The sequence below is a fragment of the Pyxidicoccus trucidator genome (assembly GCF_010894435.1).
In the GTDB taxonomy this organism is placed as follows: Bacteria; Myxococcota; Myxococcia; order Myxococcales; family Myxococcaceae; genus Myxococcus; species Myxococcus trucidator.
Genome location: NZ_JAAIXZ010000016.1, coordinates 106,835 through 128,077, shown reverse-complemented (window position 1 = coordinate 128,077; position 21,243 = coordinate 106,835). Strand labels below are relative to the sequence as shown.

22 protein-coding genes are annotated in these 21,243 nt (G+C 69.7%); 10 read left to right on the top strand and 12 right to left on the bottom strand.

The features are described from left to right. Positions 1 to 303 precede the first annotated feature (303 nt). Positions 304 to 1,485, top strand: a complete 1,182-nt coding sequence (locus G4D85_RS35555; protein ID WP_164018539.1) for a hypothetical protein — start codon at positions 304 to 306, stop codon at positions 1,483 to 1,485. Positions 1,486 to 1,603: 118 nt separating this feature from the next. Here the strand turns inward: G4D85_RS35555 and G4D85_RS35550 are convergent, their stop codons facing one another. The 5 genes from G4D85_RS35550 to G4D85_RS35530 are packed head-to-tail and all read right to left on the bottom strand — an operon-like array spanning position 1,604 to position 5,947. Further along, complete coding sequence (locus tag G4D85_RS35550; RefSeq protein WP_164018538.1) at positions 1,604 to 2,275, bottom strand: hypothetical protein; 672 nt, start codon at positions 2,273 to 2,275, stop codon at positions 1,604 to 1,606. Further along, the gene (locus G4D85_RS35545; RefSeq protein ID WP_164018537.1) at positions 2,266 to 3,315 is read right to left on the bottom strand and encodes a hypothetical protein; all 1,050 of its coding nucleotides are present in this window, start codon (positions 3,313 to 3,315) and stop codon (positions 2,266 to 2,268) included. Before G4D85_RS35545 ends, G4D85_RS35550 begins: the two co-directional genes overlap by 10 nt. Further along, positions 3,309 to 4,889 (bottom strand): Tad domain-containing protein, encoded by a 1,581-nt coding sequence (locus G4D85_RS35540; protein ID WP_164018661.1) that lies wholly within the window; start codon positions 4,887 to 4,889, stop codon positions 3,309 to 3,311. The genes G4D85_RS35545 and G4D85_RS35540 overlap by 7 nt, the downstream gene beginning before the upstream one ends. A 38-nt stretch (positions 4,890 to 4,927) precedes the next feature. Then, positions 4,928 to 5,701: a TadE/TadG family type IV pilus assembly protein gene (locus G4D85_RS35535; RefSeq protein ID WP_164018536.1), complete on the bottom strand. Its 774-nt coding sequence runs from the start codon at positions 5,699 to 5,701 to the stop codon at positions 4,928 to 4,930. Between the two features lie 45 nt (positions 5,702 to 5,746). Continuing rightward, entirely contained in the window at positions 5,747 to 5,947 is a 201-nt protein-coding gene (locus G4D85_RS35530; protein WP_164018535.1) for a hypothetical protein, read from the bottom strand. 686 nt (positions 5,948 to 6,633) lie between these two features. Between G4D85_RS35530 and G4D85_RS35525 the strand changes: the two genes are divergently transcribed. Further along, entirely contained in the window at positions 6,634 to 6,951 is a 318-nt protein-coding gene (locus G4D85_RS35525; RefSeq protein ID WP_164018534.1) for a hypothetical protein, read from the top strand. A gap of 33 nt (positions 6,952 to 6,984) precedes the next feature. Here G4D85_RS35525 and G4D85_RS35520 read toward each other — a convergent pair whose 3' ends face one another. Further along, positions 6,985 to 7,272: a hypothetical protein gene (locus G4D85_RS35520; protein WP_164018533.1), complete on the bottom strand. Its 288-nt coding sequence runs from the start codon at positions 7,270 to 7,272 to the stop codon at positions 6,985 to 6,987. Between the two features lie 14 nt (positions 7,273 to 7,286). On the opposite strand from G4D85_RS35520, the gene G4D85_RS35515 reads away from it, so the two are divergent. Then, a complete protein-coding gene (locus tag G4D85_RS35515; RefSeq protein WP_205525845.1) occupies positions 7,287 to 8,582 on the top strand; it encodes a beta propeller repeat protein in 1,296 nt (431 codons plus the stop codon). A gap of 22 nt (positions 8,583 to 8,604) precedes the next feature. After that, positions 8,605 to 8,862 carry a MoaD/ThiS family protein gene (locus tag G4D85_RS35510; RefSeq protein WP_164018532.1) on the top strand — a complete coding sequence of 86 codons (258 nt, stop codon included), beginning with the start codon at positions 8,605 to 8,607 and terminating at the stop codon, positions 8,860 to 8,862. Between the two features lie 18 nt (positions 8,863 to 8,880). On the opposite strand, the gene G4D85_RS35505 is transcribed toward G4D85_RS35510, so the two are convergent. From G4D85_RS35505 to G4D85_RS35495, 3 genes are all read right to left on the bottom strand, one after another. Beyond that, positions 8,881 to 9,375, bottom strand: coding sequence for a DUF6644 family protein (locus G4D85_RS35505; protein ID WP_164018531.1), 495 nt, complete (start codon positions 9,373 to 9,375; stop codon positions 8,881 to 8,883). Continuing rightward, complete coding sequence (locus tag G4D85_RS35500; protein WP_164018530.1) at positions 9,375 to 9,725, bottom strand: DUF6152 family protein; 351 nt, start codon at positions 9,723 to 9,725, stop codon at positions 9,375 to 9,377. Before G4D85_RS35500 ends, G4D85_RS35505 begins: the two co-directional genes overlap by 1 nt. A 164-nt stretch (positions 9,726 to 9,889) precedes the next feature. Continuing rightward, positions 9,890 to 10,633 carry a class I SAM-dependent methyltransferase gene (locus G4D85_RS35495; protein WP_240359691.1) on the bottom strand — a complete coding sequence of 248 codons (744 nt, stop codon included), beginning with the start codon at positions 10,631 to 10,633 and terminating at the stop codon, positions 9,890 to 9,892. 39 nt (positions 10,634 to 10,672) lie between these two features. On the opposite strand from G4D85_RS35495, the gene G4D85_RS35490 reads away from it, so the two are divergent. After that, positions 10,673 to 10,819, top strand: a complete 147-nt coding sequence (locus tag G4D85_RS35490) for a hypothetical protein (protein ID WP_205525844.1) — start codon at positions 10,673 to 10,675, stop codon at positions 10,817 to 10,819. A gap of 290 nt (positions 10,820 to 11,109) precedes the next feature. Next, positions 11,110 to 11,295 (top strand): hypothetical protein, encoded by a 186-nt coding sequence (locus G4D85_RS35485; protein ID WP_164018527.1) that lies wholly within the window; start codon positions 11,110 to 11,112, stop codon positions 11,293 to 11,295. Between the two features lie 163 nt (positions 11,296 to 11,458). Here G4D85_RS35485 and G4D85_RS35480 read toward each other — a convergent pair whose 3' ends face one another. Continuing rightward, entirely contained in the window at positions 11,459 to 11,611 is a 153-nt protein-coding gene (locus G4D85_RS35480) for a hypothetical protein (RefSeq protein ID WP_164018459.1), read from the bottom strand. Between the two features lie 27 nt (positions 11,612 to 11,638). Beyond that, a complete protein-coding gene (locus tag G4D85_RS35475) occupies positions 11,639 to 13,516 on the bottom strand; it encodes a right-handed parallel beta-helix repeat-containing protein (RefSeq protein WP_240359690.1) in 1,878 nt (625 codons plus the stop codon). Between the two features lie 425 nt (positions 13,517 to 13,941). On the opposite strand from G4D85_RS35475, the gene G4D85_RS35470 reads away from it, so the two are divergent. The 3 genes from G4D85_RS35470 (at position 13,942) to G4D85_RS35455 (ending at position 19,816) form a co-directional block, all read left to right on the top strand. Then, complete coding sequence (locus G4D85_RS35470; protein ID WP_164018526.1) at positions 13,942 to 14,826, top strand: sigma-70 family RNA polymerase sigma factor; 885 nt, start codon at positions 13,942 to 13,944, stop codon at positions 14,824 to 14,826. A 9-nt stretch (positions 14,827 to 14,835) separates the two neighbouring features. Next, positions 14,836 to 17,910, top strand: coding sequence for a tetratricopeptide repeat protein (locus G4D85_RS35465; protein WP_164018525.1), 3,075 nt, complete (start codon positions 14,836 to 14,838; stop codon positions 17,908 to 17,910). 541 nt (positions 17,911 to 18,451) lie between these two features. Then, positions 18,452 to 19,816: a hypothetical protein gene (locus G4D85_RS35455; protein ID WP_164018523.1), complete on the top strand. Its 1,365-nt coding sequence runs from the start codon at positions 18,452 to 18,454 to the stop codon at positions 19,814 to 19,816. Between the two features lie 11 nt (positions 19,817 to 19,827). Here the strand turns inward: G4D85_RS35455 and G4D85_RS35450 are convergent, their stop codons facing one another. After that, on the bottom strand, positions 19,828 to 20,655 hold the full coding sequence (locus tag G4D85_RS35450; protein ID WP_164018522.1) for an AraC family transcriptional regulator: 828 nt from the start codon (positions 20,653 to 20,655) through the stop codon (positions 19,828 to 19,830). Positions 20,656 to 20,714: 59 nt separating this feature from the next. On the opposite strand from G4D85_RS35450, the gene G4D85_RS35445 reads away from it, so the two are divergent. Continuing rightward, positions 20,715 to 21,152, top strand: coding sequence for a hypothetical protein (locus G4D85_RS35445; RefSeq protein ID WP_164018521.1), 438 nt, complete (start codon positions 20,715 to 20,717; stop codon positions 21,150 to 21,152). Positions 21,153 to 21,243: the final 91 nt, after the last annotated feature.

Genomic DNA, 21,243 nt, shown 5'->3' with positions numbered 1-21,243 from the left:
CAAGAGTGGGAGCGCTTTTGAGGTGGCGGGAGCGTGCAGCGAGGTAGGGGAGGGCCGCTGACGGGGACCGCCCGGACTGTGCGCCAGTCCGGAGTAGAGGCTGCGCGGTCGGGACGTTCGCCGACGAAAAAGTCACGCCGCGGCCGCGGATGACCCTCACGCGGAAAATATCCCGCACGCCCCGACCCCGGCCCGTTGAAACCGACACTTCAGTCCGCGTAACTGTGGACTTCCCCGAATTTCTGGGGAGCACCAACCCAAACGTATCGACCTCTGGGAGACGACATCGTGACTTCTCATCACATGACAGTTGCATCTGTAGGTAGGTGGCGGATTGGTGGAGTCCTGCTGGCGGCGCTGGTGGGCTGTGGTCAGGAAACGGAAGCGCCGACGCCTCAGGCGGGGCAGGAGGCGCTGCGAGCCGTGGAGCAGCAGGCCTCGTGGCTGTCGCCGCCCGCCGGGTGTACGGAAATCACGATGGGCGAGCTCCAGAACGGCATCCAGATGGCGCCCGTGATGTACTACCAGCAGCCGACGTATCGCGGCGAGTTCTCGAACCTCGGAGACCCCGCGGTCGCGGACACCGCTCGCATCCGGCTGGATGTGAATACGGCTCCGGGACTCCATGACCTGGCTGCTGGTGGCACCAACCTCTTCTCGTGCGAGCAGTGCGTGTGGGGCTACCAGGACGCGGGTGCGGCGGGGCAGAAGATGTTCGTCGCCGAGTCGGGAGCGCTCCTGCTCGCCCTGAAGGTCTCCCCCGACCAGACGATTGGCGCGCTCTCGAACGTGGTCCTGCGCGAGTCCGTGGCGGCGGCGCCGCTCTTCGGGCCGTACACCGGAACCGCGCCGGTGGCGGGCGGCGAGTGCCGGTGGATCCGCTTCGAGACGTGGAGCACGGTCCGTGCCGGCGGATGTGACCCGCGCGAGGGCTCACTGACGGCGAACCTGCCGAACCACACCTGCGTCGCCGACAACTACGCGGCCGACGACGGGACGCTGGAGAAGTCGCTCGGCGCGAAGACGCAGGGCGAGGCGTGCACGTACACTCCGGCGGCAGGCGAGCACGAGCTCGCGTCGACGGACTGCGCGCAGGGCTACGCGTGCAGTGGCACCTACACCGACGCGCGGCAGTGCCTGGCCACGTGTGACTTCATGGCCGCGAACCCCGGCTGCCCGAGCGGCACCGTGTGTGGCGTCTACGGCCTGTGCATCGAGCAGGCGGTCATGGAGCCCATTGGCTTCGCCTTCGACCCCGCGCTCATCGGTGAGACGTGCGCCATTGGCTTCGCCGAGTTCTGCGGCGTCGAGGGCGCGCGTGGCGTCTGCGTGGACCTGGCGCGCACAGGCCGTGGCGTGTGCCATCGCTATGCACGCGCCCGCTCGGAGTGTGGCGCGGGCGAGGAGCTCGGCTACGTCAACTACCCGCTCTCTGGTGGCGGGAGCGACCGCACCTACGGGTTCTGCTACGTCGACGGGCTGTAGCCCGCGCTGAGCCTGCCCGGGCGCCGACTGGCCCGGGCAGGTGAGGCCTGTCCCGCGAGAGACGGGCACCCGTTCGGCGCTGCTCCACCTGGAGGGCGCGTCGGCGCTGGAAGTCGCGTCAGGGCACCGAGGTGCCTACATCCTGGACGAGGAGGACGGTGCGCTCCGTCACACCCGGCGCCACCGTCAGCGCGATGCGCTCCGCGCCCTTCACGAACTCGTCGTCCGAGCGTAGCTCGTACCCCTGCATGGCGAGCTTCTCGCGATAGAACGCGCGGACTTCGGCCGGCGTTGCCGTCGTCGCGTAGCTCATCGACTTCATCCATTCCATCTGGGTACTCGTGACGGGGCCGCTGCCCGGGTAGATGGGCACGAACGCTGGGGCCGCCAGGGTCTCTCGCTTGCCCAGGTTCGCGGAGCTGACGATGACCGTCGTCGCGTTCTTCCCCGAGGGCTGCAGGAGGACAGTGTACGAGATGAGGTTCTCCGTATCGAGCCCGGTCACCTGCTCGCCGAGCTTCAGCTTCAGCTCTTTCGTCTCCTCCGCGAGGTACAGGCCGCTTCGCGCGAACCTCGCGCGAAAGTGGGCTTTCAGCGTCGCGACGTCCTTGCTCGAGACGAGCGTCGAGGCCTCGATGGTGACGCCGTCGACGACAGTCTTCTCCGCGAGCGTCGGCTTCGAGACCGCACCGGGGACGTCCTTCACGAAGGGATTCGCGGAGACGGCCGGGCTCATCGCGAGTGTTGTCACCAGCGTGGCGGCAATGAAGACGCTCTGGCTCAGTCGCATGTGTACCTCCCGAGATAGACGAATTGGGTCGCCGTCCGCGCGCGGAGCTTGTTCGAGGCGTCGAACGCAGTGCGATACGTCCCGCTCACCGTCCCCTGCGATGGGGTCTGCGCGCGGTTGTAGTCCATGGGCTGCGTCTGCCAGATGCGCTCGTGGGACTCGCCGAAGGTGCCAGACTCCTCGCCCCGGAAGCTCAGGTAGAAGCCGGTCACTCGCCCTTGGGGGGAGCTCCCGGTGACCCGGTCCGCCCACCGCTCGGGCGCGCCAGTCCACCCCATCGACCGGTCCCACCCCTCGTGCGCGAGGCTGTAGAACGCCCGGTTCGCACAGCGTTGTCCGGGGATGTCGTCACTGAGGCCGGCGCACTCGTGCTCCTCGCCCCCTCCCGACGTGAGCCCGTGGTCCCCGAGGAGGATGTTCAGCGCGCCGCGACAGTGGGTTCCCGCGACCGGCCGGCCCAGTCCGCACAACGTGAAGGCACTCCGCGTGAGGTGCTCGGCGGAGAAGAACCCGTTGTCCGCATCCTGGAGGAATCGCACCGGAAGGTTGATGGTGCTCACACCGCCCTGCGTGACGCACGACAGCGCGCCAGGCTCTCTGTACCCGGGGGCGTTCGCGGTTGCCGAGACGCGGAAGCCGTTGCGCGGGTCCACGCTGCGGATGCAGGCCGTGGTGAGCTCGTTCGCTCGGGTGTAGAGCTGTGTGGGGCCGCTGTTGCCCACCGCGCTCTGGCGGCCGTCCCAATCTCCGTAGCGAGCGTTGGTGGCGGCCACCGCCAGCGGCGCGGCGAACCTGTCCGCATCGTACCAGGCCCAGTCGTCAACGCCGTCCACGCCCGGGCGCTCGACGCGGTACGCGGTGGCATCCCACGCCGCCGCCGCCACGGCCTCATGGGCCTTGAGCGAAAGATGCGCGAGCTCGGCGAAGTGCAGACCGAAGCCCAGCGCGGTGACGAACACCATGAGCCCGAGCATGAGCTCCACCGTCGCCTGCCCGCGCGTGCCTCCCGCGGCGACCCCGTGTCTCTCTCTCGTCACCATCCGACGTACCCATTCAACCGAAGGCTCTCGAGCGCGTCTTTCGCACCGGTGGCGCCGGTGTCCGACAGGAATGCAGCAGTCTTGTTGTCGAACGCGAAGCGTTCAGGCCGTCCCAGCTCCGGCCGGTCGATGGAGAACCGAGCCAGTCCGGCCCGCCAGTACGGCGCGAACAGGTTGGGCGGCTCCGTCGAATGCTGGAACCGGTGGTAGTAGACGATGCCGGAGCCAACGGCCACCTGGCGCGGCGCGCCGCCAGGGTGCTGCCCGGCCCCCAGGTCGATGCGCCTGCCCTCGGGCGAGGTGGGGAAGTTGAACGAGAGCTCCCAGACGTCTCGACCGGGCACGGCGTCGCGCGACAACACGGTCACCACTTTCGGCTGCCCGTGGAGGTTCTGCTCATCCGCGACCTGTGCGCCATTGAAGTCGACGAAGGGCGGAAAAGCCTGGACCGCGTGCTGGGCGTTGTGGCCGACGCCTTCGTGCTGGTTCGCCGAGACCCGTGCGCTGTGGATGCCGACGTCGCGACCCACGAGACCGATGGCCATTGCGATGGGATAGGCGGGAAGCGGAGACGCGCAGGCCACCCAGTTGCGGATCCGCCGGTCGAACGGGACGAAGGCGGTTCGCGTGCGCCCGTCCTGGCCATCATGGGCGCGCGCGGCATGCGGCTGACCCGAGGGGTCCTGCGTGAAGGTGCTGTCGTAGTAGCCCTTGCCGTTTCGAGAGGAGCTGTAGAAGACGTGGCCGCCTGCGCCGAGCACGAGGGAGCGCAAGGAGAGGCTGTCCGGCGAGAACAGCCGGTCCCACCTCGGGCCTTCGCTCCGATTACGCAGGAACGGGTGCCCACGGCTGCCCATCACGATGTGCCCTACCTCGTGCGGCTCGTCGCCTCGACGGGACGACGCATGGTCGAGCACCGCGTCCGACAGCTCGCGCCCGGTGACCTCCGTTCCGGCACGCTGGACCCGGATTTCGGTAGGCGCGACGAGTTTCGCCCGGGAGAGATACTGCCGCGCGAAACCCTCGGGGCCGTCCCCCGCGCGCAGCCGGGCGCGCGCCAGCAGTTCCACCTGCGCATCGTGAATTCGCTGCGCCGCGTTCCAGCGGGGGAGTGTCTCCGCCGCGAAGAGCTCGGTGTCGCGCCGGAGCTTGCTGCGCGTCTGGTTCGCATGCAGTGTCGAAAGCACGGCGAGCACGAAGGTCTGATCTCGCCCGCGCGCGCACACGAGGCAAAGTGGCCCGGCCTTTTGTGGCGGTAGACACTGGACGATGGTGTTCAGCTCATACGGCAACACCATCATGCGAAAGAGCGCCGCCGCGTTGTCCGCATGTTTCCAGTACAGCGTGGACCACGAGATGAGGCTCAGCGTCCCAAGCGTCGAGACGGCGTGCGCCACCTGCACCCGGTTCATCACCGCCACCGCGTTGAAGGCCCGAGCGGTCGCCACCGCGGAGCTGTATGCGGACGCGTCCGCCAGCGTCTGCAACTCCATGCGCTCCTTCACCTTGGAGCCCATTGCCAGCGTCATGCAGACCATCACCACGAGCAGCAGCATGGTCAGCGCGAACAGCACGAGCGTCTGCCCGCGCGATACCGGCCACACCCTGGCGCTCACGGCGTGAACCCCGGCGCCGGGCACCCGGCGGCGGCAAACTCGGAAAGGCGCGGGGGCGTCATCATTCGCATGGTGGAGGAGACCTCGATGGGGAACATGTAGTGACCGCGCGCGAGACGGCGGCGCAGCTCGGCCGCGGTCCGGGACTCGAGGGGCTGGCGGGTATCGAGGTCCCAGTTTGCGCGCTGGGTGAGCATCAGCGGGTTCTGGTTCGTGTAGCTCTCGAGCCCCAGCCGCGCCGCGGCGATTCGGGAGAATACCCAGTCCACGAAGGGGATGCGCAGCGGCGCCCAGAAGACCATTCGGACCTCGAGCCGCAGCGGTTCACGGCGGTTCGCGCGCGGCAGTGGTTGGTCGAACGCGCCCACGTCCGCGACCGTGGGCGTCGGCTGCTCCCGCACGAGCCACACGAGTGCCTCACTTTCGGTGCCGACGTCCTTCCAGCCCGCGCCCTTGTAGCCAAGGTAGTGATTGTGACGGAAGCGGCCGAACGCTTCGCCGAGCCGCTCGCCCGGCGTCTGGCCTGAGAGCGCCCTGTCCCCGAGGAACGAGTGCACCGCGGGCAGCACCGAGAGGAGTGCGGCATGCGTCATCGGCGTGCACGCGCCGTGATTCAAGGCGCCGACGCGTGTCGCCTGGAACACCGCGTACTGTGCGAGGAGGCGGGACTGGGAGAGCAGGAAGAGCTGAAGGCTTCCCAGGAGCACGAACAGGACGAGGGGTAGCGTCAACGCCGTTTCCACTGCTGCCTGTCCTGATTCGCGCCCCATGTTCGCCCTTTCCTGACGGGGTTGATTGGCCCGGGCCGTGCTCGCCTATTCCAGCTCATCACCCGCGCAGCCGAATCCGTGGCAGTCCTTCGACACGAGCCGTCTGGACTTCTCGAGTTGCTCCGGGCAGAGGACCTGCTCGCCGTTCTCGTCGAGGCAGAACAGTTGCGACGCCTGTTTCATCGACGCGCGGAACTGCTTCGCTTCGGCCGCGCTGCACCTTCGCGGCCTGCCGTCCTCGCTCATGCAATTCTTTTCGTCGCGGCGCTGTCGGGCGGTCTCGCGCGCATCGTTGGTCCGCTGGCACTGCGCGTAGCAGGTGTCCGTGGAACGGACGCAGTGCTGGCGGCACTTCGTGCCGTCTCCGCAGCGCGCGGTGCAGTCCGTCTGCCGCTCCGCGCACCTCCGCGGGCAGCGGTTTTCCGCGCGCGCATCCCTGGGAGCAAGGTTCAGTCCCTGGGGCGCGTGTGGCCCCCCGCCGACGAGCTCCGATGGAGGGATGAGAGGAGTGTCGCTCGACGGGTTCTGGAGGCTGAAGCGCGAGGCGAGGGGAGCCCTCTCGCGGGGCCGGCAGAGCCTGTCGGGATTGCAGACATGGCCTTGCTGGCCGCAGCTTCCATCCGACTCACAGGCGAATAGAACTCCCTCACCCAGGCTCTCGGACAGACAGCCTCCGCTCAGGACGGCCAGCGTCACCACCAGCAGGGCGGCTGAGGGAAGACGGCTGGGGGAAGACATGACAGTGCTTCCTCCTGTTGCGTGAGGCGGAGCGGTTGGGGAGTAGGGGAGGGGGCGCGGCGGCGGATAGGATTTACATGGGTAACTCCTTCGTGCATTGCCCTGGAGGGCAGGCGCTTGGGTGTTGCAGGAAAGAGCGCTGTCCCCCGGGGCCGCACGTCAGCGCCACTCCGGCGGGTGATATGAAGGGGCGCATGGCCCCCGTCGCCCCGCTTGGCAAGAACCGCGTGCTCGCGCTGCTGCGCGCGGGAGCGCTGCCGTTCTCCTTTGGCTCGCCGCACCCGTTCGTCGCCGTCCTCGAGCAGGACGGCGTCTTCCGGGTGAGGGAGCTGATTGTCGAGCCCGCTGAAGCCGAAGCGGCCGCGAAGGCCGCCATGGCCGAACGTGGTTGTTGGATGCCGGAGCAGTACTACGCACTCGGCAAGCCGACGGGCCGCGTGTTCCTCGAGGCGCCAACGCGCGACGCGCTCGCAGAGAGGCTCGAGACGTATCAATGGCCGCGGGAGTGGTGACGCCCGGGGCCGTCACGGAGGCCCTTCGGCGCGTTACTTCGCGCGTTCGGCCTTCAGCTCCACCTGCTCGTCAACGAGCTCGCCGACCTTGAGCACCTCGTATTGAGGGAGGTTGTCGGGGAGCGGCGGCGTCTCGCCGTACCGTCCCTCGAGCCAGAGCGCGCAGCGCCGCGCCTCCCGGCCACACGTCTGCGCGATTCGCTCGCTCAATGGGATGCCCAGTGCCAGGTCCGTCACCCGCAGCTCGACGCTCCCGACGCGCGAGCGCTCGGCACCGGCCGTGTGTCGTTTGAACCCCAGCCTTGAGCTTCGACCCACCATCCCTGGAGGCGCTCGTGCTTCTGAATGCCGTGCCGTTCCTCTACATTGCGTGCCGCGGTGGCGAGCGCTTCCGCCCGAACCACCCTCACGGAGGGCCGCACCTCATGGGAGTCACCCGGAAGCCCGCAGCGCGTCTGAAGAATCCGAAGGCGGCGCCCGAGCGCGCCCCACGGCGCGGCGCCCAGGGCCGCGTGCTGGTGCTCGTCGCGACGCGCAAGGGCGCCTGGCTGTACCATGGCGATGCCCGGCGGCGGACCTGGCGCGTGGATGGGCCGCACTTCCTCGGCCACATCATCAGCCACCTCGTGCTCGACCCGCGCGATGGACGCACGCTCCTCGCGGCGGCGAAGACGGGGCACCTCGGACCCACCGTCTTTCGCTCCACGGACTTCGGGCGCACGTGGAAGGAGGCGGCGCGTCCGCCGGCCTTCGCGAAGGCGCCGGAGGGCGAGAAGGGGCGCGCCGTCGACCACACCTTCTGGCTGACGCCCGGCCACGTGAGCGAGCCCAACGCCTGGTACGCGGGGACGTCGCCGCAGGGGCTCTTCCGCTCCGAGGACGGCGGCGTCAGCTGGGAGCCTGTCTCCGGGCTCAACGACCACCCTCAGTACCGGGCGTGGATGGGCGGCGAGCAGGACGGCACGCCGGATGGGCCGAAGCTGCACTCGGTCATCGTCGACCCGCGAGACGCTGCGCACCTCTACATGGCCATGTCGAGTGGCGGCGTGCACGAGTCGACGGACGCGGGCAGGACCTGGGCGCCGCTCGTGCGCGGCCTCGAGGTCGTCGAAGGCTTCGACCCGGCGGACGTGGGCTTCCACGACCCGCACTGCGTGCGCCTGTGTCCGAGCAACCCCGACAGGCTCTACCAGCAGAATCACTGCGGCATCTACCGCCTCGACCGGCCGTCGAATGAGTGGACGCGCATCGGGAGGAACATGCCCCGGCGCGTCGGGGACATCGGCTTTCCGATGGTGGTGCACCCGCGCGACGCGGACACGGCGTGGGTGTTCCCCATGGACGGCACGACGGTGTGGCCGCGCACCAGCCCGGACGGCATGCCCTCCGTGTACGTCACGCGCAACGGAGGCAAGCGCTGGCAGCGCCTGGACTCGGGGTTTCCGGAAGGCCAGGCCTGGTGGACGGTGAAGCGCCAGGCGATGTGCGTGGACACGCTGGACCCGGTCGGCCTGTACTTCGGCACCACGAGCGGTGAGCTGTGGGGCAGCCGCGATGAAGGCGAGCGGTGGGCGTGCCTCGCGCGGAACCTTCCTGAAATCTACGCGGTGGAGGCCACCGAGCTGGCCTGAGCCACGGGTGGGTGCGTCATTCATGAAGGTACTGATTCCCAGTCCGCTCCTCTCGTACACGCGGACGCGCGAGGTCGAGGCCGAAGGCGGCACGCTCTCGGAGCTGCTCGCCGACCTCGACCGTCGCTACCCGGGCCTGCGCTTCCGCGTCGTCAACGAGCAGGACCAGATGCGCCCGCACATGCGCTTCTTCGTGAACGGCGAGCAGGTGTTCGACCTGCGGCGCGCGCTGCGCCCGACGGATGCCGTGCACCTCGTCCAGGCCCTCAGCGGCGGGTGAAGTTGGGGGCAGGCGGCTTCAGAGATAGGCCAGCAGGCGGCCGCAGGTGATGACGCCCGTCCACAAGAGGAGGGACAGAATGGCGGCCACCCTCGCGGAGCGAGGTGCTGTCACCTCCGTGTCCCAGTCCCGCGCCGAGCGGAAGACCCTCCGGTGGAACAGCGCGGCGTTGAGCCCGGCGAGCGCGAGCAGCGTGAGCTTGAGGCCGAAAACGGGGCTCCTTCCAAGCTGCGTCGCCTGCGTCAGGAAGAGCAGCACGCCTGACGGTGCCGCCACCGCGAGGCCACGCCGGGCCCAGGGCAGGAGGTGCCGCGCGAGCTCCACCACGGACAGCCGGCGGGAGAGGCCCAGCAGGCGCAGGTCGAACATCGCCGCCGAGCCCACCAGGACGACGAAGCCGAGGATGTGGACCACCTCCAGCAGCGGATAGAGCAGGGGTTCGCGGCGCAGTGCCTCCGCGAGCCACGTCGTCTCCAGCCAGCCGAGCCACCCGGGGTCGCCCGGAGTCGACATCAGCGCAGCTCCACCGTCTTGCCCTCCACGGTGATGCGCTCCGCGCGCAGCTCATCCTGGGTGGTGCGGTGGGGGTAGCCCTCCACGGTGACCTTCGCTCCCTCCTTCAGCGCGGCCTTTGGCAGCCCGCGGCTCTCCATCCGCGAGGGCGGCGCGAGGACGACGTGCCACTGGCCCTCCTTTGCATCCAGGTCCACGAAGCCATGCGGGTTCTCGTAGCCCGATGCGCGGATGACGCCCGTGAGCGTCAGGGTGCGTGAGCTGTCGTAGCTGCTCCAGCCATGGTGCGCCAGCGCGCCACCGGACAGGCACAGCGCCGCGAGCGCGCCGGCCCAGGTCGAGGTTCTCATCGTCGTGCCTCCTCTCTCCTGTGAACCGCCGTCCGGGGCGTGCGGACTCCTGGCGCGGCGAGCAGGCGGGCGGGCGGATGCCGGGCCCGGTGCGAGGAGCCGGCGTCCCCTCGGGGCGCGCGTGGTGCAGGGCGTTCGATGCTCAGCGAGCCGCGGGCGCGAAGCTATGGCTTGGGGATGATGAGCAGGTCCTCATCCTGCTCCAGGCGATACATCCCGTCAGCGCCCCGGCTGCGCTCGGTGTGCGCGCGAAGCTTTTCATCAAGCTCGCGCACCTCGTCCTCACTCATGGCCGCGAGCTGCGCTGCCGTGTAACAGCCTTCGAGCACGAAGAAGCGGCAGAGCGTGTACATCTCCTCGAAGGTCTTCGTGAAGAACCCGCTCATCGTCGGAATCACCTCGTGCGGCAGCCGCTTCTGCTGCACCGTGGCAATCAATTGCTCGCTGAAGAGTTGGGTCTCCGTGAAGTCGCGACACAGCTGGTAGGTCGGCCCTCGTGCGGCGGCCATGACGATCAGGCAGTAGCCCCCCGGGCGCACGAACGTGAGCAGTCTGTCGATGAACCCTCCCCAGTCGGAGAGGGGCACGTGGTACAGGACGTGCGAGCACAGGACGAGCTCGTACTGCTCCGGCGCGTGGAAGCGCTCGAAGGGCTCAATGAGGACCTTCGCCTTACCGTGGCTGAACCCGGCAATCTGTTCTCGATTGGGTTCGAGCAAGGTGAGCAGGTCGAAGTGCGGAGCAAGCCGCTCGGCCACCTTGCCCGACCCCGCGCCCACGTCCAGCAGCGCAGGCTGCTTCGGCAGCCGGGGAAGGATTCGCTCCTCGAAGACCTGTCCGATGTTCTCGGGGTGCCGGGCGGTGGCCGCGAGCACGCGGAACGCCGTGGCGTACTCCTGTGGTGACATCGTGATTCCCATATCAAGTGCCCTTTCAACAAGCCCGTGGTGACCACGGGGACCTTCAACCCCATACTGCCACGGCACAAGGCGGAGTCGGCGTATTGCTACAAGAACACGGACGGCTCCGGCAGTTGTCATGGAAGCATGCCTTCGCTGTACCTGAACAACGGCAGCCACTACGCCAACTTCTGAGGCGCCATGACTGTCAATGCCCTGCGTGGATGGCTCCCGGGCCTCATCCTGGCCCTGGGAAGCGGAGTGGGTAGCTGGCTCGCGGTGAGCCAGGGACAGCAGGCCCAGGAGCTGCGGATGCAGCAGCTGTCCTACGAGGTCGCGTTGCTGCGCCGAGCGGTCCAGGCGCGGCCACCGCCGGCTCCCGTCATGCCTGCTGGCGGCAGCGCGGCAGGCATTCCTCCGGCCTCGAGTCGAAGAGCGCTGCCTGCTACCAGAACGCGGATGGCTCGGGCTATTGCTACGGCAACATGCTCGGCTTCCGTGAGGATGCGACGACGGCCTCCTACGCGTCCTTCCGCGAGTACGAGGACGGCGTGCGCAGCTTCTACGCCCGGTTCACGGTGGCAGGTGCCACCGTGCCCAGCACCTGCATTCCGGACGCCACGGTGTCGTCCCTCTGGAGCCAGGCCCTGAGCGCCCGCGGCTACTTCTAAGTGAGCTGGAACGTCAGCGGCTCCTGTACCTACCTCCGCCTGTCGAGCGGCTCGAACTACTCGAACTACCAGGCAGGCCCGGAGGCATTTCCGCGCACTGGCCCCAGCATGACCTCCTGTAGAGCGAAGGAGTCGCGCGAGGTGGGACCAGGAATCCGACCCGTCATGGCGCGGCGTCGAGCAGGCCGACGCCGCGCTGGGCCCACACGTCAGGGATGTAGAGCTCGCCGTTGGCGGTGGGGGCGGGGAGCGTGATGGTGTTCCCCGGCGCTCCGTAGCGCCCGAAGGGCTCGCAGGCGCTCGTGCCTCCCTCCACGGGTTCGATGGGGCCGCGCCGTGAGCCTCAGGGGCGTGGGCCGTACACCGGCAGTGCCGCGCCCACTTCATATGCACCCAGGTCCGGCGCGGCGCCGCTGAAGCCATCCGTGATGCCAGGAAGCGCCTGGCCCGCGTTCTCCGCGGTCGAGCCCGCGCGGAGGCGCAAGTCGGGCGCCGCATACGTCGTCATCGGCGCGGCCGGGTACGCGATGGTCGCCGCGAAGACGCCGAGGTCCACCTGCACGGCGTTCTTCTCGCTGGTGACACTGCGCAGCGAACCGAGGTTGGTGAAGCGGGTACTGCCCCAACTGCCAGTGAGCTCGCCCGTGGTGGAACCAAAGCCATCGTAATCGAGGCTGGAGCCGGCGGTCACCAGGTCGGGGAGGTGCAGCGCGCGCCCGGAGCCGCTGCTGTAGCCATTGAAGCTGCCGCCCGGCCCGCCAAGGAACAGGTTGTTGCGCGAGTAGAGGCGCAGCACCGGCCGGCCCGCATAGATTCCCAGGGCATCGCCGTTCTTCACCACCGTGTTGTGAAGGAGCACGTCACCGGCACTGCCGCGGTAGAGCTTGAAGGCCAGGTGGACCGGGTTGTAGACGACGTTGCGCACGAACCAGGTGGGTCCGCCGAGCCCTGGCTGCGATGACAGCGCGATGAAGTTGTTGGTCAGGCGATTGCGCAGGATGCGGCAGTTGTGGAAGCAGAAGTCCGCCTCGATGCCGTCGTCTGCATTCTCACGGAGGTCATTGTTCAGGATGTCGATGCTGAACTGGTCCTTCGCCTCGTCGTCTTCCAGCAGGGAGATGCCATCGCGGAAGCCGGTGACCCGGTTGTGCAGGATGACGTGCCCCGGGCCGGTGACCGCGATTCCCTCACCCTGGTTGTTGCCGTTGACGCCCAGCGACGACTCGGCCCACGCGGTGAGGCCCGTCACCACGTTGTCGGCGATATAGGCATTCTCAGCCCGGAGGTACGTGACGATGCCGTCGCCCCCGAAGCTGCTGCTGGCGTTGAGCGTGCAGCGGGTGATGGCGAGGTGGTTCGAGCCATTGAAGCGGATGCGCCCGTTGACCGTGAGCCCCTCGAGGTGCACGTAGCTCTGGTTGAAGATGTTGAGCTGCCCGTTGACGACGGTGCCCGCGGTTCCCCGGAGGACGATGGGCCTTCCGGCAGCACCGCTCCGGGACCAGTCGAAGCCGCTGTAGGTCCCCGCGCCGAGCTGCAGGATGTCACCCGGCTGGGCGCTCGCGGCGACGGTGGCGAACGTGGCGGGCGTCACCGCCTTGATGGGGGCGCCCGCCATGGCAGCCGGCACCGCGCGGGTGGTGGCGCTCACCGTGCGCGTGGCCGTGCCACCGTCGAGGTCGGTGAGCGTCAGCTCCAGCTCGTAGGTCGTCCCCGGCTGCAGGTCGAACACGCTGCCCGAGTGGCGACTGGCCCAGCTGAAATCCTCGTTGCTGTCGCCGGGCACGCGGCGCAGCGGCAGCGACTCGCGCCAGGGCGTGGTGCCCGAGGGACGGTAGCGCACCGTCACGAGGCCATTGGCGTTGGCGTCTCCGCTGAACGCCCACTCGACTGTCAGGTGATGCAGCGTCGGGTATGGAAGGCTGACCGCGCCTGCCACGGTGGCATTGCCGTCATTGCTGGTACCGCCGTCTGGGACGACGGCATCCAGGGTGGTCGCCTGCGCGGCGGCGGAAGGCTCGCTGACGTTCCCCGCGGCGTCGAAGGAGGAAACCCGGTAGCGGTAGGGCGTCCTGGCGGCGAGGTCCGGGTCCTGGTGGGCGAGCCCCGTCTGGGTCCCCACCACCGCGAAGTCGGTGCAGCCCTCGCCCGTGCACCGCTCGACGCGGTAGCCCGTCACGCCGACGGCGTCGGTGCTCGCCGTCCAGGCCAGGACGACCATCGAGCTCGAGACGGGATCGGCGCGAAGCACGCCCGGGATGGAGGGCGCCTGCGTGTCGGGAACACCCGGCGGTGCTCCTACTTCTCCTCCGCACCCGACCCACACCAACAGTCCGACCGCCCACCCCAGCATTCGATGCGCCTGATGATTCATACCCTCTCGCGAAGCGGCGAATGGAGGCTCGCCGCGGACTGGGATGGGCCTCGGCCTGGCACGCCATTCGTGCACCGGAACCCGCGAATCAACTCAGCATGGGAGTCGGGATACTTGCAACGCGGTTTCGCAATCGGCTCGGTGCGCCCGTGGCCGAGGCCTTCCGGCTCTGGGGCCAGCCCCTGCCCGAGGACCTGACGCAGCTGTTCGGGCCGCTCGCGTCGTACCTGGCGAAGAAGGTCGTGGGGGCGTAGCAATGTTAGAATGCGGCCGTGCTCCCCGCGCCGCCCTCGAACCTGGCAGCCGTCTTCGTCGAACACCTCCCGGAAGGTGTTGCCGCCACCGGCCTTGACGGCGCGGCGCTCGAGGTTCGGCTCCAGGCCCGTGTCGCGCAGGCGGCAGCGGCGTGGCCGGACCTGGAGGTTCCCGTGGAGGGCTTCGTCGCCTTCCTGGCGGAGCGGCTCCTGCCCGGCACCTCGGTGGAGCAGAGCCTGGAGGCGCTCCACGTGGGAGACCTGCTGCTCGCCTTCGCGTGCTCGCGGAACGAGCCTCTCGCCCTGCGCCACTTCGATGAGAAGATCCTCTCGCAAGCCGTCAGGGCCGCGGAGCGGATGGACAAGTCGCCCGCGTTCCTGGAGGACCTCACCCAGCAGCTCCGGCAGAAGCTGTTCGTGGGCGACCGACCCCGCATCCTGGACTACTCGGGCCGCGGCCCGCTGATGGGCTGGGTGCGGGCCGCGGTCCTCCGTGACGCCCTGAACCTGCGAGGCCCCGCCCGCCAGCAGGAGGGCGACGACGCGCTGCTCAACCTCCCGTCGGACCGCGCGGACCCGGAGCTCGACTACCTCCGCCGCCGTCACCAGCGCGAGTTCGCCGAGTGCTTCCGGGCCGCGCTGGAGGCGCTGGACCCCCAGGACAAGACGCTCTTGCGGCTCCACTTCGCGGATGGCGTGGGGGTGGAGCAGCTTGCGCAGTACTACCAGGTGCACCGCGCCACCCTGAGCCGCCGGTTGGGTAACGCCCGTGAGGCCATGGTAAAGCACACGCTGCGCCTGATGAAGGAGCGCTACCAGCTGAGTCCCGCGGAGCTGCAGAGCGTCATCCGCCTGCTCCGCAGCAACCTGGACCTGCGCATGAGTCAGCTGTTCCAGAAGTGAGCTCGCGCCATGGGCTGCCTCGATGAAAACGCGCTGCTGGACTACGCCGGTGGCCACCTGCCTGAAGCCATGCGCGCGGAGCTCGACGCGCACGTCGCCTCCTGTTCCTCCTGCCGAGAGCTGCTGGCGCAGTGGCTGAACGCTGGCGCCGACGACGTGGGCGATACAGGGGACCCGGAACGCACGGTGCCGCTCTCGCCGAAGCGCGCGCGCCATGGCGGGCCGGACACCGCGCCCCCCAGCCAGCCCTCGACGCCTCAGCGTGGAGGCCTCGCGCAGGGTACGCGGGTGGGCCGCTACGTCGTGCTGCGGCCCGTGGGAGAGGGCGGCATGGGAGTGGTCTACACCGCGTGGGACCCCGAGCTGGACCGCACCGTGTGCCTCAAGCTGCTGCGAAGCGAGCTGGTCGCGCTGCTGGGGGCCGAGGCGCAACCCCGGCTGCAGCGCGAAGCCCAGGCGATGGCGCGGGTGGAGCACCCCAACGTGGTGGGCATCCACGACGTGGGCATGTGGGACGGAGGCCTGTTCATCGCCATGGAGTACGTGCGCGGTGGGAACCTGCGCGAGTGGCTGCGCCAGGCGCCTCGAAGCTGGCGCGAGGTGGTCGACGTCTTCGTGCAGGTCGGCCGAGGGCTCGAGGCGGCGCACGCCCACGGGCTGATTCACCGCGACATCAAGCCGGACAACCTGCTGGTGGGCGAGGACGGCCGCGCGCGCCTCACCGACTTCGGGCTGGTGCTACAGGCCTCGGGGGCTCGCGCCGCGCGCCCCGAGCTCGCGGTGACCGCTGCCAGCAGTGGCGCGCTGGACGTCAAGCTCACCCGTCCCGGGCGCATCATGGGGACGCCGGCCTACATGCCGCCCGAGCAGCTCGAGGGCCGCGCCGTCGACGCGCTCTCGGACCAGTTCAGCTTCTGCGCGTCGCTGTTCGAGGCCCTCTTCGACGAGCGTCCCTTCACCGGGGAGAGCGTGGACGAGGTTTGCAAGAACATCACGCTCGGCAGGGTCAGCCCCGTCCCGGCGGGCAGGGGGGCCAGGGTCCCCGGCTGGCTGAAGACCGTGGTGCTGCGGGGGCTGGCCCATGAGCCGTCGCGCCGTCACCCGTCGATGCGCGTCCTGCTGCAGCAGCTCTCGCGGGACGCGGGGAAGCGGCGTGCCCGGCTCGCGGTCGCCGGGGTGGTGGTGCTCGGCGCCGCCACCGCCTTCGCGGCGCCGCAGTACTCCCAGCACACCCGGCTGGCCGCCTGCGACTCCCAACAGCAGGCGCTGGGTGGCATCTGGGACGCGACGGCCCAGGGAGCCATCACCCAGGCCTTCGCTGCCACCGGGCTGCCCCATGCGGACGCGGCCTGGGGCGCCTCGCGGGACGTGGCGGGCGCCTACGCGGACCAGTGGCTCCAGCTGCGCCGGGAGGTGTGCCGCGCCGCGGTGGTGGACCGGCTGCCGGAAGAGACGCTCTGGCTGCAGGACCGCTGCCTTGCTCGCGGCCTGCAGGCGCTGAAGTCGCTCTCCTCGCTGTACCTCGCGGCGGACCGTGAGGTCGTCTCCCGCGCGTTGAGCATGGCCCATGCGCTGCCGGAGCTGGCCTCCTGTGGCGAGGTGGCGGTGCTTACCGCCTCGCCCACGCCGCCTCCGTCGCACCCCGCGCTGCGCACGAAGGTGGAGGAGGCGCGCCTGGCCCTGGTGAAGCTGCGCGCGCTGCGCGAGGCCGGCCGCTTCCGCCAGGTGATGGAGCCCGTCCAGGCGCTGCGCAAGGACGTGGAGGCCCTCGGCTACCGGCCGGTGGAGGCGGAGGTGCTGCACCTGCACGCGCTGGCGCAGCACGACTCGGGCCTCGTCCGAGACGCGGTGGAGACGCTGCGGCGCGCGGCGGTGGCGGCGGAAGCGGGGCGGCATGAGCTGCTCGCGGCGAGGGCGTGGACGGACCTGGTGTTCGCGGCGGGGCGGCGGCTCAAGCGCTTCGACGAGGCCCGGTTGGGCGCCGAGCTCGCGGCGGCGGCGCTCGAGCGCGTGGGCGGTGAGCCGGTCCTCGCCGCGCGGCTGCTCGCCAACCGCGCCTCGCTCGAGTCGGCGGAGGGCAACGCGGACGCCGCGGTGAAGCTCAACGCGGAGGCCGTCGCCACCTACCGCCGGCTGCTGGGCGACAGCCACCCGGACACGGCGCGAGCCTTCCTCCAGTTGGGCAACCTGCTCTACTCCGCGAATCGCGACGAGGAGGCGAAGGTGGTCTTCCAGCAGGCGCTCTCCGCCATGGAGCGCTCGGTGGGACCGCGCCATCCCGGGGTGGTGTCCCCCCTCACCAGCCTGGGCCGCGTCGCCCGGCGGCAGGGCGACGCCGACGCTGGACGGGCGTACTACGACCGCGCGATACGGCTGCTGGAGGACCTGGACGGCCCGGAGCACCCGGACCTGGCCGTCCCGTTGACGAACCGGTCCATCCTGCTCCAGGGGCTGGGGCGGTTCGACGAGGCCCGCGAGGACCTGCGCCGCGTCCTCGCGCTGTCGCGCCGGGGCTCTGGCGAAGACAGCCTGGAGGTCGCGGATGCCTACGCCCAGCTGTCACTGCTGGAGCTGCGCAGCCGTGGCTTCGAGCAGGCGCTCGAACATGGGGAACGCGCGCTGCACCTGGCGCGGGCGAAGCTCCCCGCGGGACATGCGGACTTCGTGTTCTACGAGTCCACGCTCGCGCACGCGCTGTCGGCGCGCGGGCGGTGGGCGGAGGCGCAGCGCTTGTTCGAGTCAGCGGCCCGGACGAAGCAGGCGGCGGACGCCACGGGCTCCGGAGCACTCGCGGACATCCTCACCGGGCTGGCGCTGACACAGGTGGAGCAGGGCAGGGGCCCCGCGGCGGAGCAGACCGCGAGGCGGGCCCTGGAGCTGCGCGCCGCCCATGGCGCCGACCCCGCCAATGTCGCGGAGACGCGCTTCGTCCTGGCCCGGGCGCTGTGGCTCAACGGGCAGCGCAAGGCCGCGCTGGATGAGGCGCGCGGCGCGGCGACGGACTACGGGCGGTCGTCAGAGCGGCGGGAGCTGGACGCCGCCGACGTGGCGAAGTGGCTGTCGGAGCACACCCCGCGGCGCTGAACTAGCAGATCGTGAAGCCTCCTGGATTGTGGATGGTGGGCTCGGAGTGCTTCCCCCCGTCGTCGCCCCTGACGATGATGTCTCCGTTGCCCCGAGCCGAGGCCGTCGCTCCGGCCTCCCCCACCACGCGTGTGAAGTCGCGGACCTCGGTGCGGACGAACTCGTCGACGGGCGGCGGTGGCGCCGGTGCCGGTGCCGGCTGAGGCTGCGGGCGTGTTGCCACCGCGGGCGCGGTAGGCGCGTCAGGCCCCTTCAGCATCGCGGGCTGGAATGGGCTCCCCTGTGAAATCCGATTCGACATCTGCTCCCCCCTCGTTGGTCGTGAGCGACCCATCCTAGTTATCGGCACGCACACTGGAAAGTTGCGCTCGATTCATCCTCTGGCGTTCAGGGCGTCCAGATGACCGAGGCGTTGAGTGGGTGGATGTGTGCAGCCCTTCTCCGAATCGGGTCCGGGCGATTTTTCGCGACGTCCGGCCGCGTGCCTTTGTCCTCGGTTCAAGACGCACGAATTTCCGCCTCGAACTCGATGGAGAAGGCCATGAACATCCACTTCCCGAAGTCCGCCGCGCCCGCTGCTCCCCAGGTGAAGCCCGCGCCGCCTCCGCCGCCCCCGCCCCCGCCTCCCGTCCAGGCCGCCCCGAAGGTGTCTCGCTCAGGGAAGACGGAGTTCCTGTCGAAGGCCCAGGTGGCCAGCCAGGACCAGGCCCTGAGAACGATTGGCGTGCCCACGAGCACTCCGCAGGGCGCGGCCACCACCCTGCGCAATGAGCGGCTGGGGGACGGCAACAGCAACTGCCTCGAGCGCGCCATGGCGCTGGCCCAGCCCGGAGCCTCCGTCGTCTTCCTCACCGACTCGCGCGACGGGGTCGGGCACGCCGTCGTCCGCAACCCCGACGGCTCCATCGTCGACCCGAATGACCCGAAGCGCACCTTCCCGGACCTGCTGGCCTACCAGTCCTCCCACCCCCAATACGGCCAGCCGCTGTCGGTGCCGCGGGAGAAGCTCGCCACCGTGCTGGGGACGCCCCCGGGGCCTGGCCGCGACGCCCTCATCCAGTCCCTGGGCCTGGGGCCCGTGGCGAACCGGCTGGTGGCGGACGCCCCCGACGCCGAGGCGCTCATCTCCCGGATGTTGGAGCTGCGAACCCAGAACGGCCTGCTGCCCCTCTCCGAGTCCGAGCTGGCCGACATCCGCCGCCTCAATGGCAACGAGCTGCGCATGTATGAGTTCGCGGTCGGCCAGCTGGGGCAGGTCGCTGCCGGGACGCTCTCTCCCGCTGACTACATGTTCTCCATCATGGACGAGGCGGCCCGTATCGCCGGAGACGACACGGGCCTGTTCCGCCATCTCGTCACGTTCTCGTTCGCCAGCGAGCCGCCGGGCCCTTTCAGCGGGGAGAACCTCGCCGGACGCCACGGCCACCGCGCCGGCTCCTCCCTCGAGGAGACGCTCTACGCGCTGTGTGGGACGCTGCAGAACGCCGACGAGGGCTTCAACTCCTCCGTCATCGACAGCAACTTTCCGCACGCCAGCACCGTGACACATCATTTCAGTGCCTTCATCGAGCTGGCCCAGGGCCTCGCCGGTGGCAATGGCGTCCAGCATGCCCACGGCTCCCTGGGAGACGCCAACACCAACCTGGGCGACGTGCGCAATGGCAACTTCGGCGGGATGGTGGGCGATGCCATGCGCTGGAACAAGATGACTCCCTCGGACCTGGCCACTCTCGTCCGCTGGGCCTACTCCGCCACGCCGGATGCCCCCGCCCCCTGGGGCACGCCCTCCACGGATGCCCAGGGCAACGTCGTGCCCTTCGGCGAGGACGCCTCGCACTTCGAACTGGAGAAGTGGGTGGCGCTCTACAACGAGGCCCACCCCGGCGAGCCCATCGCCAAGCGCTAGTTGCCCACTCCCTACCTCGCGACCGCCGAGCTGTACTGACGCGGAAGCAAGGTCTGCTCAGTCAGGGGACGGGGGGACTCATGTACCCGCACGTGAGTCCCGCCCGAGAGCACCCGCGAGGGAGCAATCCCGAAGAAGTGCCGGAACGCCTTGCTCATGTGCGCCGAGTCGACGAACCCCGCCTCATGCGCCGCCAGCGTGAGGCTCTCGCCCGCGGCGAACCGCCGACTGACCTCGCGCAGGCGCTGCCACGTCCGCAGCTGCCGGGGCGTGACGCCGAGCTCGGCGCGAAACAAGTGCTGCAGCCGGGAAGGGGAGACGCCCGCGCGCGCGGCGAGCGTGTCGAGCCGCCAGATGGCCTCCGGCTGACGGGAGATAAACGCCGCGACCTCCTCCACCCGGGCGTCGCTCGCATACCGCCCCGGAGGAGGCCCGACCTGCCGCCGCACCCACGCCTCGAGCTCGGCAACCGGGAACTCGCCCGCGAAGATGGCCCTGAGCTCCTCTTGCCGCCGCCGGGGTGTGCCGAGCACGTGCACGCTCTCGAAGGCGGGCAGCTCGGCCTGCTCGCAGAGCTGCCGGTGGTCGACCTGGCCCGGGGTCAGGTGCACGACTCCCATCAGCGTCTCGCCGCAGTCCAGCTCATGGAGGCAGCCGGGCGCGATGACGAGGTGCTCGACGGCCTGCCACCTCGAGGCGGGGTGCCCGAGGCGGAAGCCGAACCGGCCGTCGATTCCCACGAGCAGCGCCGCGCCCGTGTGTGCATGCATGGCCACGCGACCCAGCCGTGCGATGGACAGCACCCGGTCCTGCCACAGGTCGACGCGTGCACGAAGCATCCACCCAGCGTAGCCGGTTCGTACAATCCCCGGTGGTGCGGAAGCTCCACACTCGCGCCATGAATCTTGCCCAGAGCATCGCAGTCTTCTCGGCCGGCGGCTTCCTGCTGGCCGGCCTGTTGTTCGGCGTCTGGAAGTACGCCCAGATTGCCCGGAGCCCCAAGGCCCAGGCCACACCCTACGTCGACATCGCCCACCGGGCCGCGCTGCTGTATTCGTTCGCGTGTCTGGTCGTCGAGCGCTTCGTCATCCTCAGCACGCTGGACGCCACCGTCGAGCTGGTCGCGGTCCTCTCGGTGATTGGCTTCTTCGCGTTCGGCCTGTCGAGCTACGTCGTCCACGGCGTCTTGCAGGACACGGACAACCAGTTCGCGCGTCCCCACAAGCTCGGGCGAGGCGAGCTTCCACCCGCGGTGATGGTCGGCTCCATGGTCGCGCTGGTCGTCGGCGAGCTTGGAGGCTTCGCGGTGTTGTTCTGGGGCGCCATCACGTCCTGACCCGGACGGAGCAGCGAGCGAGCGGGCGCGCGGTAGGGCGGCGCAGTCGGGGAACCAGGACCCGCTGGATGGGGCCTACAACCTCGAGCGT